The organism is Nitrospira sp. (genome assembly GCA_029194665.1).
Taxonomy (GTDB): domain Bacteria; phylum Nitrospirota; class Nitrospiria; order Nitrospirales; family Nitrospiraceae; genus Nitrospira_D.
The window spans coordinates 42,033-55,048 of sequence record JARFXO010000001.1; the positions used below are offsets into that span (position 1 = coordinate 42,033).

General features: G+C 55.4%; 14 protein-coding genes. 7 read left to right on the forward strand and 7 right to left on the reverse strand.

Annotated features, from left to right (window positions below):
• Position 1 precedes the first annotated feature (1 nt).
• From clpX to P0119_00230, 3 genes are all read left to right on the forward strand, one after another.
• Positions 2-1,258, forward strand: coding sequence for an ATP-dependent Clp protease ATP-binding subunit ClpX (clpX, locus tag P0119_00220; GenBank protein ID MDF0664476.1), 1,257 nt, complete (start codon positions 2-4; stop codon positions 1,256-1,258).
• Positions 1,259-1,431: 173 nt separating this feature from the next.
• Positions 1,432-1,950: a TIGR02266 family protein gene (locus P0119_00225; GenBank protein ID MDF0664477.1), complete on the forward strand. Its 519-nt coding sequence runs from the start codon at positions 1,432-1,434 to the stop codon at positions 1,948-1,950.
• Between the two features lie 48 nt (positions 1,951-1,998).
• Positions 1,999-2,517 carry a PilZ domain-containing protein gene (locus tag P0119_00230; protein MDF0664478.1) on the forward strand — a complete coding sequence of 173 codons (519 nt, stop codon included), beginning with the start codon at positions 1,999-2,001 and terminating at the stop codon, positions 2,515-2,517.
• Between the two features lie 129 nt (positions 2,518-2,646).
• Here P0119_00230 and tatA read toward each other — a convergent pair whose 3' ends face one another.
• Together tatA and P0119_00240 are read right to left on the reverse strand one after the other, a co-directional pair.
• On the reverse strand, positions 2,647-3,447 hold the full coding sequence (gene tatA / locus P0119_00235; GenBank protein MDF0664479.1) for a twin-arginine translocase TatA/TatE family subunit: 801 nt from the start codon (positions 3,445-3,447) through the stop codon (positions 2,647-2,649).
• A 111-nt stretch (positions 3,448-3,558) separates the two neighbouring features.
• Positions 3,559-4,761 (reverse strand): M24 family metallopeptidase, encoded by a 1,203-nt coding sequence (locus P0119_00240; protein MDF0664480.1) that lies wholly within the window; start codon positions 4,759-4,761, stop codon positions 3,559-3,561.
• 71 nt (positions 4,762-4,832) lie between these two features.
• On the opposite strand from P0119_00240, the gene P0119_00245 reads away from it, so the two are divergent.
• From P0119_00245 to P0119_00260, 4 genes are all read left to right on the forward strand, one after another.
• Positions 4,833-5,303, forward strand: a complete 471-nt coding sequence (locus P0119_00245) for a hypothetical protein (GenBank protein MDF0664481.1) — start codon at positions 4,833-4,835, stop codon at positions 5,301-5,303.
• Between the two features lie 117 nt (positions 5,304-5,420).
• Complete coding sequence (locus tag P0119_00250) at positions 5,421-5,801, forward strand: hypothetical protein (GenBank protein MDF0664482.1); 381 nt, start codon at positions 5,421-5,423, stop codon at positions 5,799-5,801.
• A 14-nt stretch (positions 5,802-5,815) separates the two neighbouring features.
• A complete protein-coding gene (locus P0119_00255; protein MDF0664483.1) occupies positions 5,816-6,556 on the forward strand; it encodes a gamma-glutamyl-gamma-aminobutyrate hydrolase family protein in 741 nt (246 codons plus the stop codon).
• Positions 6,557-6,688: 132 nt separating this feature from the next.
• The gene (locus P0119_00260; GenBank protein MDF0664484.1) at positions 6,689-8,137 is read left to right on the forward strand and encodes an amino acid permease; all 1,449 of its coding nucleotides are present in this window, start codon (positions 6,689-6,691) and stop codon (positions 8,135-8,137) included.
• Positions 8,138-8,162: 25 nt separating this feature from the next.
• On the opposite strand, the gene P0119_00265 is transcribed toward P0119_00260, so the two are convergent.
• The 5 genes from P0119_00265 to P0119_00285 form a co-directional block, all read right to left on the reverse strand.
• Positions 8,163-8,606, reverse strand: coding sequence for a hypothetical protein (locus P0119_00265; GenBank protein MDF0664485.1), 444 nt, complete (start codon positions 8,604-8,606; stop codon positions 8,163-8,165).
• A gap of 193 nt (positions 8,607-8,799) precedes the next feature.
• On the reverse strand, positions 8,800-9,897 hold the full coding sequence (nagZ, locus tag P0119_00270; GenBank protein ID MDF0664486.1) for a beta-N-acetylhexosaminidase: 1,098 nt from the start codon (positions 9,895-9,897) through the stop codon (positions 8,800-8,802).
• Between the two features lie 23 nt (positions 9,898-9,920).
• Positions 9,921-11,426, reverse strand: a complete 1,506-nt coding sequence (locus tag P0119_00275) for a leucyl aminopeptidase (GenBank protein ID MDF0664487.1) — start codon at positions 11,424-11,426, stop codon at positions 9,921-9,923.
• Between the two features lie 99 nt (positions 11,427-11,525).
• A complete protein-coding gene (queE, locus tag P0119_00280; GenBank protein ID MDF0664488.1) occupies positions 11,526-12,161 on the reverse strand; it encodes a 7-carboxy-7-deazaguanine synthase QueE in 636 nt (211 codons plus the stop codon).
• Positions 12,162-12,401: 240 nt separating this feature from the next.
• The gene (locus P0119_00285; GenBank protein MDF0664489.1) at positions 12,402-12,917 is read right to left on the reverse strand and encodes an HAD-IB family phosphatase; all 516 of its coding nucleotides are present in this window, start codon (positions 12,915-12,917) and stop codon (positions 12,402-12,404) included.
• Positions 12,918-13,016: the final 99 nt, after the last annotated feature.

A 13,016-nucleotide genomic window follows, 5' to 3' on the forward strand; every position in this document is an offset into this window, starting at 1 on the left:
CATGGCCAAGCAGGAAAAGATGGACCGACACTTGCGATGTTCTTTCTGTGGGAAAAGCCGTGATGAGGTGCGAAAACTGATCGCCGGACCGACGGTGTATATCTGTGATGAATGCGTCAATCTATGTAATGACATCATTGCGGAGGACTGGGAAGAGGCCAAAGAAGAAATTTCGTCGAAACTCAAGAAGCCGACGGAAATCAAACATCACCTCGATCAGTACGTCATCGGGCAAGAGCGGGCTAAACGCATTCTCTCCGTGGCCGTGCATAATCATTACAAGCGCATCTCGTCAAGGGAAAAGGGGGTCGATGATATTGAACTCCAAAAGGGCAATATTCTAATGGTGGGTCCAACCGGCACGGGGAAGACCCTCCTGGCCCAGACCTTGGCCAAGTATCTGGACGTCCCTTTTACCCTCGCTGATGCCACGACGCTGACAGAAGCCGGTTACGTCGGTGAAGATGTTGAGAATATCATTCTGAAGCTTTTGCAAGCTGCGGATTACGATGTAGAAAGGGCCGAACGCGGGATCGTGTATATCGATGAAATCGATAAGATCAGTCGAAAAAGCGACAGCCCGTCTATCACACGGGACGTCTCCGGCGAAGGGGTTCAACAAGCCTTGCTGAAGCTGATCGAGGGCACAGTTGCAAATGTTCCGCCCCAAGGAGGGAGAAAACATCCGCATCAAGAATTTATTCAGGTCAACACCAGCAATATTTTATTCATCTGTGGCGGAGCATTTGTCGGTTTGGAACAAATCATCGAACAGCGTCTAAATCGAAAAGCTATCGGATTCGGAGCTGAAATCCGGGGAAGGAGCGACGTTCGTTTGGGTGACCTTTTGGCTAAGGTTCAGCCCGAGGATTTTTTGAAGTACGGCCTGATACCCGAATTCGTGGGACGGTTACCGGTCGTGGCTACGTTAGAGGAGTTGGATGAACGTGCTTTGATCCGTATCCTTACCGAACCACGCAATGCCTTGACCAAGCAGTACGAAAAGTTGCTGTCGTTCGAAAAGGTCAAGCTCCGATTTACGGAAGGGGCGCTGGGGGCGGTAGCACGAAAAGCCTATGCGCAGAGGACCGGTGCCAGAGGCCTTCGGGCAATCCTGGAAGAGGTGATGCTTGACGTCATGTACGATGCTCCCTCTCAGAAAGAGATTGTCGAGGTAGTGATCACGGAAGATGCGATCTTGGGAAAAAATCAGCCGATACGCATATTCGAACAGGAAAAGGACGCTAAGACGGCGTAAAGACTAGAAAGTTCTATAGGTGCCCGGCCTTCGCCTATAACTAGTAGAGGTCAAGTCGATCGTTTTTCCCACGCAAGCTGCTTTTCTCTATCAGGTCTAAACACCTTGATCTTTCTCGACAATCAGAAACCCCGCGCTATACTTTCCTCGTGCGTGTATCGGATGGAGGGCTTGTGAAGTACCCCGTGGCATCGAGCCTTAGGCACAAAGGCAAAGTCATCGAACTTGACGGGGTACGCGAAATGGTCGTCTTGTTGGGAGCCAACGGGGATGTCATCGGCAGCCTGTCCTGGGACTTTGTCATCGATCAAATTCTTGCTTACCGTAAGATATCAGTTCAGAAGGAAGACCGGTCAGAGCCTCGCATTTCGCTCACGTTTCGGGTGCGCTACAACAGTCCAGAGGGACCGAGATGCGAAAGTCGAGCAGGTGGCATTGGTGGCGGAGGCTTGTTTATCGAAAGTCAGACCCCACTTCCTGTAGGGACCAGGCTGGCCATGGAGTTCTCGATCCCGGAGAAATCCGAAGAATGGATGCCGGCAAAGGGAACCGTCGCCTGGGTTTGTCCGAAAGCCGACCAATATACGTTCAGTCCTGGAATGGGAGTACGGTTCACTGAGATAGCGGCGGATGTCCGTGACCGAATCCACGAGTTAGTGAAATCAATCCAGAACATGGGTCACGCAGCCTGATTCCGTTCCTGACTTAGATCACCAGGAAAGGGGAAAAGGGATGGTTCTATGACGTTTCCTGTCGTTCGCACTGCCGGGCATCAGGGGAAATACCTCGTGGTTGATTCTGGGCGAGAGACGATCGACGTACACGATACCTCGGGCCGGCTTGTGGGCAGCATGTCATGGGGAGCAATTATCGAGCGCGTATTTGTCAGCGGTGAAGATGCCCGGTTCGCTCATTGTCGTACGCAGCCCCGCGCACCTCTTGCGCTGAAGGTCCGGTATACGACGTCAGAAGGAAAGCAGTTCGACAGTCTAACCGGGGGAATCGGCGGCGGTGGGCTCTTTATCGAGAGTGGCGCCCCTCTCAGCCCGGGCACCGAGTTGACGGTCGAATTTGCGCTTCCGGATCGGCCGTTGGACAAGTTGAAAGCGAAGGCGAAGGTCGCCTGGGTCCGCAATAAGCCGGAGCGATATCTTTTATTTCCAGGCATGGGCATTCAGTTCGTGGAATTGGATAAGAAGGTACAGGAGCAACTGGTCGGACTGGTTGAGGCCTTGAATCGAAGCCGAAACCCCTCGTGAGAACAGCCGGCCTATTCTGATAGTAAGATGGTTGTTCTATCAGGCAATGGCGACCATGTGGCCGATGTCGATCCGTCTCTCAAGGACCGAAGTGGTAAGCTGCGCTCCTCGGGACGGATGAGCTGAACATCACGCAGATTTTTGAGGATCCTCTTGCACCTGCGGTAGCTCTTTAGCCGCTTCGATGGATTGCTGGATTTCTTTTTTGGCCGCGTCCATTTCGGCTTGAATCGTACATAGCTGAGGATCGACGCCATTGCGAAGATCTGTCACGGCTTGCCGGTAGGTTCGCACGACCTCTCCGAGACCTTCACCGAGATGCTGCATGTCAGCGGGCGATACTCCAACCGCTGATGGTCTCTGCTTAGCTTTGAGTGCGGCTTGTTGTGCTTGCACGCGAGCGACCGCATCCTTATTGATGATGGCTGAAGGACGTTTGGGGGTCGTTCTTGATTGAGAGCCAGCCGGCAATGGTGGGTATGAAGCATGGGCCCTCGGAGTTGAAGCGGCAGCCCGTTCCTCCATCGATAGCACCTGGTTTGAGGCAGATGCCGTCGCGTGATTTGGGGGAAGAGCGGAGGTTTGCGGAGGCTGAGGGTTTGTATTGTACAACAACGAGGCAGTGGTGCCGGGCGTCTGTTCTGGACCAGGGGTACGGGGAGTATTTGGCTTAGCCGTTACCGGCGATGATTCTACGGTCTGAGGTCGTGTCGCTGCAAGGTTTGCCGGAGTCTGAAGTGCTTGTGGTTGCTCGGCTTCTTGTTGAGTCTGGCCTGAAGCGGCCTGGGGCACTTCATTGACTTCTTTTCGAAACCCTTTTAATGCCTTGCCGACACCCTCGCCGATCTGCGGCAGACGGCCCGCTCCGAAAATGATCAGCACGATGACTAGAATGATAATGAGTTCCGAGAAACCCATTGTGCCGAACATGTACGGCCTCGCATGTGATTAGGGAAAGTATCCTGCCGGATGAGTGAATCTAGCTGCCTCTTAGACCTAGTGTCAAGAAAGGGTCAGAGCAGAACGGTCAGATATGAAAGGTCAGAGAAGCGACATGATTTCGGTTTGGAGCGGTAGGCCATGCACGACGACTTCTCGATCCGATATATAGACATCAAGCTCGCTCCTAATCCCAAACTCTCCCGGCAGGTAGATCCCGGGCTCGATAGAAAAGCAAGTTCTTGGCAGGAGCCGACGATCGTCCTGCGTTTCCAGGTTGTCGATATTGGCTCCATTACCATGGACCTCTTCACCGATCGAGTGGCCGGTTCGATGAATGAAGCAGTCGCCGTAGCCGGCCGCTCGAATCGTATTGCGGCAGATATCATCGACTTCCCATCCGCAAGGAAATCGGCCGGTAGCCACCTGATCTTGGACAAAGGACAGGGCCGCATCGCGCCCCTGTCGCACATGCTCAAAAATCATACGGTGCTTGGCCGGGACCTTCCTGCCGGTATAGCCTGTCCAAGTGATATCTCCATAGACCGAGCCCGGTGCCGTTCGCTTTGCCCATAAGTCGATCAGAACCAAATTGTCACGCGTGATGAGCGAGGAGCCAGACTCAGTCGGTCCATAATGTGGATCGGCACTATGGCCGTCAACAGCTGCGATCGGAGCACTGGACGTCATCATGCCCGCATCGCGAATACGTGAGAGAATGAACCGCTGGAGGCCATATTCAGATAACGGACGTTCGTTGGTGAGACAAGACGCCACATGGGCGAAGGCTTCGTCGACGATGTTCCTGAGCATCGTCACGGCGTACCGATGCGATTCCAGTTGCTCATCGGTCCAGACCGCCTCGAATCGTTGGACGAGATCAGCTGATGAGACCACCTCCAACCCAACACTGCGAATCAGCTCGACGGTGCCGGCATCAACTCTGGAAAGATATGGAACAGCGTTGAACGGTGAGTACTGCATGGCAATTCGCTGTCGACCTCGTAGCAGGGAGGTCAATAGTAGACGTTGCTGTTCCCATGAGACGTACTGCTGGATCTGACCCGGTAGCTCATCCAGCACATGTGGTTCGATCCGGTGAAGGAGTTTGACCGGTTCCCCCGACGTAGGGATCCAATAGTACCAGCGCCGAGTGACATGCCGGTTCGGATCAAGGAGCAAAATCCGATAGGCAAGCGGGTCACTGCTGCGAAAGTCGTAAAAAAGCCATCCATCTACCGTGCCCATGTCCCGGAGTGCTTCTTGGATCGCAACGATCCGCATTTGGTGGGCCAAGGCGCTCATGGGGTTCTATCTTACAGGGGTGTCAATCAAGCCCTCAAGTCTCCATGTGATTCATGGTACAATGGCGCCGCATGATTCCAGAATCACCCCGAGATGTCCCATCTTATCGAGTCACGTTCTTCTTCGGACCTGAGTCAGTTGAGGGACGACCCGACGTGCTGACCTGTGTGTTCAACGTGAAAAAACGGAGTTGGAAAGCAGGCATCCAGGTCTCTGTCGAGATGAGGATCGACCAACTCTCGGTTCTTCGAGAGAAAATGCGCCTTACTGATCGACTCGCGATAAGTTTGAGGACGCTCGATTCCAACGAGTGTCCTCACTATCAAGAACGCATAGCGGAGCTCTTTGCACAAGCAGTTTGTTGGTGCAAACTCCATCTCAGGCTGCAGGAGGGGCTGACCCAAGAAAATCAGCGAATCCAAGCCGATGAGTTGACAACCGAATTGGATCAGGAAGCCGGTAATCGCGTAGACTATGTTCTCGCCTATATCTTGGGAGAGTTGGATCTGGTCCCTGAACATTCGGTGTCATCATCCTGTTAATGCCAAGTCCATAGGGGTTGCATTCAGCACCGAATTTGCTATAACGCATGCCGAAGCTAGTGTATGATCGTTCGTCATCCCATCGTTGTCGATCTGAAAAGGAAGGAGGCGCTTCACGTGAGACTCCCAATCGTAATTCTCATCGTTATCATTACCTACTGTTCGATGCTAGTGGCACCGGCTTGGAGCCAGTCGTCGTCCACTGACGCACAGCAAGGAACGGCTAACGGGGCCGGCATGGGAGCTGCCGCGGCTGTCTCTACAATCCTGTACTTCCCATTTAAAGCGGCATTTGCCATCGGAGGTGGACTAGTCGGTGGTCTTGCTTATCTGTTCTCGGGATTTAGTGAATCAACGGCGAAAAGTGTCTGGGTCCCCAGTATGTATGGTACTTATGTCATTACTCCGGAGCATCTCAACGGTGATGTTCCGGTACGGTTCCTGGGCGTTGCGGCTGAAAGTGAGGCGATGCCGACCACCCCTGCACCGACCAACTAGGCTGCTCATCGAGCATGAAACCCGTCATTGGCGTGACCTCAGACTTTAATGCCGGTGACAGGAAGGACATGGGTGGGCATGAGCCAACCTACTTCTTGCGGGCTCGGTATATCCGAGCCGTTGAAGAACTGGGCGGGATTCCACTGATCCTTCCGTTAGTAGCGGAACCGTTCGCCCGACGACGGCTTCTTGACAGTGTCGATGGGCTGCTCATCACAGGCAGCGGGCCGGACCTTCCGCCGCATCTCTACGGAGAGCGGCAGCGCTACAAATTTCCACTCGTGAGTGAACGCCGCGCCGACTTTGAGTTGGAATTAGTCCATCAAGCAAGGAAACGGGATCTCCCGCTCCTGGGAATCTGTGGAGGGATGCAGGCCGTGAATGTCGCCTGTGGCGGGAGTCTGTATCAGGACATTCCCGCGGAAGTTCCCGGCGCGTTGGATCATCGTCAGAAAGCGAAGGCGATCCATGTCGCTCACCCGGTGACCGTGGCGCCCAGGAGCCTCCTGAACAAGGTGGTCGCAAAGAGCAAGCTCATGGTGAATAGTTCCCATCACCAATCGGTCAAAACGGTCGCGCCGTCGCTGAAGGCAAGTGCCGTGGCCCCCGATGGGATTATAGAAGCAATCGAATCCCCGCCGCATCGATTTCTACTCGCGGTCCAATGGCATCCGGAATTCTTGTTTGAACGGCATGCGGTCCATCGTCGGTTGTTTGAAGCCCTGTTACGGGCGGCCCGCCGGACGCATGCATGATCTCTCGGGATCGTTCCAACAATCACAACCACCTTGTTCCTATGGTTTCCTGCAACACTTTAACCTCAGATGGAGCCGCAGCCCAGTGACCCCATCCCGGCGGATCCTGACAGGGTGGGATCGAGCGAAACCGTGAGCAGCCGACTTTTCCGGACGAAGCCAATAGATCAAATCCTGGCCGACGCCGACCATCCGGAGCATCGGCTCAAGAAAACATTGACGGCATGGGATCTCACGGCGCTTGGGATCGGAGCGATCATTGGGACCGGCATTTTCGTCCTGATCGGTACCGCCATCGTCGGTGATGCGCATAGACCGGGAGCCGGACCGGGAATCATCCTCTCCTTCATTCTCTCCGGCGTCACCTGTGCGTTAGCGGCGCTGTGTTATGCCGAATTTTCAGCAATGATCCCGGTCGCGGGGTCAGCCTACACTTTTTCTTATGCCACACTAGGTGAGTTTCTTGCCTGGCTCACGGGATGGAATCTGATTCTGGAATACGGTGTGGCGTGCGTGGCGGTTGCCATCGGCTGGTCCGGGTATTTCAACAAGTTGCTGAAGCTCGGAGGCCTCGAACTGCCCTATTGGGCGACCAATCCACCACATTGGGCGGGGGGGCCGGAGGGAAGCCTTGCCAATTTTCCTGCCGCGATCATCGTCTTGTTGATCACCGCCCTCCTCGTGATTGGAATCAAAGAAAGTGCGCGCGTGGCCGGTCTGATCGTGCTTCTCAAACTGGGGGTGATTCTCTTCTTCATCGCGGTTGGGGCTCCCGCTGTCAACGCCCATAATTGGATGCCGTTCATGCCGAACGGTTTCGAGGGGGTGCGGTCAGCTGCAGCCATCATCTTTTTTGCCTATATCGGGTTTGATGCGGTCTCGACTGCTGCTGAGGAGGCCCGCAATCCTCAACGAGATGTTCCGATCGGTATCATTAGCTCGCTGGCTATTTGCATGGTGCTCTATATTTCCGTGGCAGCCGTGATCACCGGCCTGGTCCCCGTATCCCAAATCGACATTTATGCTCCGGTGGCTGAAGCGCTTAACCTCGTGGGATTCAAATGGGGCGCCGCCATTGTCGCCATCGGGGCTGTGGCTGGTATTACGAGCGTGTTGGTCGTGATGATGCTGGGACAAATTCGCGTCTTCTTTGCCATGTCGCGCGATCAACTCCTAAGCCCCGGACTGTCCAAGGTCCATCCGACGTTTGGGACCCCGCATCGCGCGACCATTCTCACCGGAGTCGCTATCGCAATTCTTTCAGCATTCTTTCAGATAGGGGAAGCAGCCGATATGACCAACATTGGGACCTTCTTTGCCTTTGTCTTGGTGTGCCTGGGCGTGATGCTGCTCCGGTACACGAAGCCGGAGCGCCCTCGTCCTTTTCGCCTTCCCTTGATGCCGCTCGTGCCTGTTTTGAGCATAACAGCGTGTCTTTACCTGATGGCTGGTTTGCCCTGGGCGACATGGATCCGTTTTGTGGTATGGACTATCATCGGCATTCTCGTGTATGCCGCCTACGGGATAAAACACAGCAAGCTGGCCGCACAGGCCGTCAATAATGGTTCGCTGTCACGATGAAAGAGGGGGCAATGCCCGACGGATGTTAATCAGACTTTCCAGATGGTTGGGTTGCGGAAGCGGGTGCAGTGGTAGCAGCCCCTTCAACAGCAACCGGGGCAGGGCGAACCGTGTTCGTGACGGGAGCAGTCGGGACAGGCGATCCAGCGGCCGTCCCTACTGGAGCGACCGCGGGCTTCGAGGGAGGAGCCGGTTTGGGCGGTGCTGGTCTTTCCGGCTTAATACCTCCTTCCCAGGCCGGACCCGAATACATGTTCGCTGCTAGGCCCTTTGTCTTCCATTTCTCCTCGAAATCAGCAGCCGCTTTATTCGGTGTTTCCCCGACACCCATGACATCGTTCCAAGGATAGACTTTCGGTCCGATCTGGCATCCCGATTCCGTCCTCCGCAAATACAAAGCGATCGGATTACCCCGGTAGGGCCCAAGAAAAATATGGACGGATCCAACGTGCTCTAGCAATGAGGCCATAAGGCCCTCCAAGGGAGGGCTATGATGCCATAACAGACGAGAAGAGGGCAAGATATTCGGCGGGGAGCGTGGAGGTTTCGCTTCCTTACTTCATGAGGCGAGGTTGTTCATCGTGATGGAGATCAGGAAGTTCTCTCCGGAGACAATGCTCAAAGTCGTCCGCCTTTGTTTTGTGCAAAGAAAGAAGGCAGGATCAGACATCAGCTTTCGCGAATCGTTGCCGAGTCTGGTCGATGGTGCGCAAGAGAGCCTTGTGGCTTCGGCAGCCCACCACAAGTTTCGCATCAGAAATCATCACGGGTCGATAGGGAAGAAGGAAACGTTCTTTTAAGCGGCGGATACGTGCGAGAGACTGGGCCAGCCGCCCGGCAGAGATATCCCCGTCGGCAACGGCCTTGTCAGCGGCATTCAGCGCGGCTACCACTCGGTTGCGGTCTTTACAGATCAACGGCATGTCGCAACCGGCTTGTATAGCCTGTATCGTCGCGTCGCCGATACCATAATGATCGATGATGGCATGCATCTCAAGATCATCCGTCAACACCACACCGTCGTAACGCAACTCTTCACGAAGAAATCTCCCAATGATCGTCGGGGACAGGGTTGCCGGCCGGTTCTCATCCAAAGCGTGATACACAACGTGGGCCGTCATCATCGTTGCCACGCCGTGTGCAATTGCGCGCCGGAATGGAGGAAACTCAATACGCTCGAGTCGTTCGCGCGTCACCTGTACGATGGGCAACTCCTTGTGCGAGTCCGAGTTGGTATCGCCATGGCCGGGAAAGTGTTTCCCGCAAGCCACGACATGATTGTCCTGGAGGCCGCCCACGGTCGCCAACCCCAATTCAGACACGACATCAGGACTTGTGCCGAATGCTCGATCGCCGATCACCGGATTGGCGGGGTTGCTGTTCACATCCAGCACCGGGGACATATTCATGTTGATGCCGACGGCCTTGAGCTCCTTCGCGGTCGTTGCTGCTGCAGCGTAGGCCAATTCGGAGGAACGGCAGCGCCCGAGGACTTCGCACGGGGGGAAGATCGTAAAGTCTTTCGGCAACCGTGAGACACGTCCGCCTTCCTGATCGACAGAGATAAGAAGAGGGGAGTGCGGACTGCAGCGTTGAAGATCGTTTGTCAACGCGACGATCTGCGCGAGCGATTCGAGATTTCTCGAAAACAGGATGACGCCCCCGGGCTTATATTCCCTGATGAAGGAGGTGAGTTCAGGTGAGACGGCGTTGCCGTCGAACCCTATCATGAAGAGCTGGCCGATCTGGTCGTAAGCCATCGTCGAGCGGTCTTTCTCTCGTCTTACAGTGAGCGATCGATGAGGAACTGGATCAACAGTCTGGTCCCGATGCCGGTCGGGCCTTTGGGAATGTAGGCCCGCTCCCTTTCGCTCCAATCGGTGCTGGCGATGTCGAGATGCACCCAAGGGGCGTCGCCGACGAACTTGCTCAAGAAGAGTGCAGCCGTGATCATGCCGCCCCCGCGTCCCCCGATGTTGCGCATATCGGCCACATCGCTCCGCAGTTGCTCAAAATATTCTTCCCACAACGGCATCTCCCATACCCGCTCGCCCGCTCGAAGGCCGGCCTTGCGAATCGCTTCTTTCAACGTTGCATCGGTCCCGAACATTCCGATCGCGAACTGGCCCAGGGCGACGACGCAAGCTCCCGTCAGTGTAGCGATGTCGATGAGTGCAGCCGGCTTGAATCGAGTGGCGTAGGCGAGACCGTCGGACAGGATCAGGCGGCCCTCGGCGTCTGTGTTCTGCACCTCCACGGTTTTTCCCGATAGGGTCTTGACCACGTCGCCGGGTCGCATCGCCCGGCCTCCCGGCATATTCTCCGCCGCCGGGAGGATGCTGATGAGATTAAGAGGTAACTTCAGACGAGCCGCGGCCCGCATCGCCGCTAGCACCTCTGCTCCACCGGTCATGTCGGCCTTCATCTGTTCCATATTCTCCGCCGGCTTGAGCGAGATCCCACCCGTGTCGAAGGTGATCGTCTTACCGACGAGCACCACCGGGCGGTCGTCTCTTTTCTTGGCTCCTTGGTACTGGAGAATAATGAACTTCGGCGGTTGGTGGCTGCCTTTCGCCACTCCCAGCAAGGCACCCATACCAAGCTTTTCCATCTCCCTTTGTTCAAGGACTTTTAGGTTCACACCGGCTTCCTTCGCCACGGTCTTCGCCTCGCTGGCGATCCTGGTCGGTGTCATCACATTGGACGGATGGTTGCAGAGATCTCGAACGAAGATCGTCGCTTCAGCAGTCGCGACACCGCGACGAATCCCTTCAGACAACTGGCGCAGGTGATCTTTCTGCGGAGCCAGGATGGTCATCGCCGCCACTTCCCTACCTGTCGGAGTGTCACTGCGATAGATGGTGAATTGATAGCTCCCTAAGAGGGCTCCTTCCGTCATGGTCTGGGCAACGTCGATCGGTGAGGGCCCATGTGGCACGACGCTTGGTAACGCAACCATAAAGGTGCCGCATTTGGCTTGACGTACGCGTTTGACGGCATATCCCATCGCCTGTCGGATCTGATCCAACCCCAGCTCAGGTTTCTTCCCGAGGCCGACAAGAATCACGCGCTTGGCCTGAATTCTTCGCTGTGTATGAAATACGACCACCTCACCGGCCTTTCCATCAAACTCCTTGGACTGCAGAAGCTCACGGAGCGCTCCTCCGAGCGCTCTATCGAGGATGACCCCGTCTTCCTTCGGCAGTCCCTCTCCTTCACAAAGCAGGAGGACAAGCGCATCGGTGGTCTCGGTGTCGACTCGTCCTTGTTTCGCTGCAACCGACATCATATGCATTCGATTCTCCTTTGATGTGTCAATCACCGAGGGTCCTCAGCCTATTGATCGTGGTCATCAGGACTCCTACATCTCGATCGATGGAGCAAATCTTCACACTCCCCGCAGCTCGGGTGCCCAGATGTGCTTGTGCAGTTGTAACTGAAGGCGAATCGGTAGGCGATCTGCCAGAACCCATTCAGCCAACTGTCGTGGATCCAGCACACCGAATACCGGGCTAAAGAGGACCGGACAGCGATCGGTCAACTGGAAGCGATCCAGAATGCTCTTAGCCCATTCATAATCACCTCGGTCTTGGATGACGAACTTCACTTCGTCCTGTGGCCGCAATCGTTCGACATTGGGCCAGTACATCCGTTCCGTCATGCCGCTTCCCGGGCACTTCACATCCAGGATGATACGGACCGATCGGTCGACCATGCTTGTATCCACCGCTCCGCTCGTTTCAAGAAGAACCGTCAAGCCTTCTTCGCACAGCCGATGCAGCAGCGTAGCCGCATCCGGTTGTGCCAATGGTTCACCTCCCGTTACCTCGACTAAACGGCAACCATAGGATCGCACCGCGTCGAGAATGTCATTGATAGACCGGTCCGTTCCACCAAAGAAAGCATATTCCGTGTCACACCAGGTGCAACGCAGAGGGCAACCGGTCAGACGTACGAACACGCAGGGGAGGCCGGCAAAGGTCGATTCACCCTGAATGCTATGAAAAATTTCGGTGATGCGCATGAGGGTTGTATGGGCTTACCGAGTAATCGATGGATGATTCGCCGCGGAGGTGGTTGATTCGATCACAAGCAGCAGCCCGTTACCATTTAGCAAGCGGCCAGTTCATGCGACGTGCGATGGAGGCCATGCCACGAATCGGATTCACCACCGTCGGATGCCCTACGGCCCGGAGCAGGCCTAAATCACCAGGGCTGTCTCCGTAGGCATAGCATTGGGACAGATCCAGCGTCAGTTCATGGGTCAACCGATCAATGAGTTGGCGTTTGCCCTCCCCATAAGGAATGGGGGTACAAGGGAACCGGTATAGAGGCCGTTCCGTTGCTCCAACCGACTCGCAAAGCATCGGTCCGCTCGAAGGGCCTCAGCGATCGGAGCGATCAGGAAATCAATGGATCCCGTTACGAAAATGATGGCATGGCCGGCACGACGATGCTCGTCCAGCATCCGCATGGCGACGGGAGAGACACGAGGACATAATTCGTCCCGACAAAACTCCTCACCCAACGGTTGAATCACTTGGGAAGGTTTTCCGGCTAGGTACAGCTTTCGCTCGCGAAGCGGGTGCAACGACAATGTCGGGAGATGTCGCATGAGCCAAGCCGCACTCGCGCGCGCTTCAGGCCAACCGACGATACCGAGGCTCCAGAGCCGGCGAAAAAATCGCACTTCGCTCGCTTCGCCCGGCAATATGGTGTTGTCGACATCAAAAAATGCCGCAATGGAAGAGGAGAGACCTCGTTGGTCTGTTCGTACCATGGAAGAGCGCCTTACGACATTGAGGGGCAGATTCTACCGGAGGGCTGGTTGATTGACAAGAATTTTACCCTCCTCCTATAATAGTGCCCTTCAGTCAAG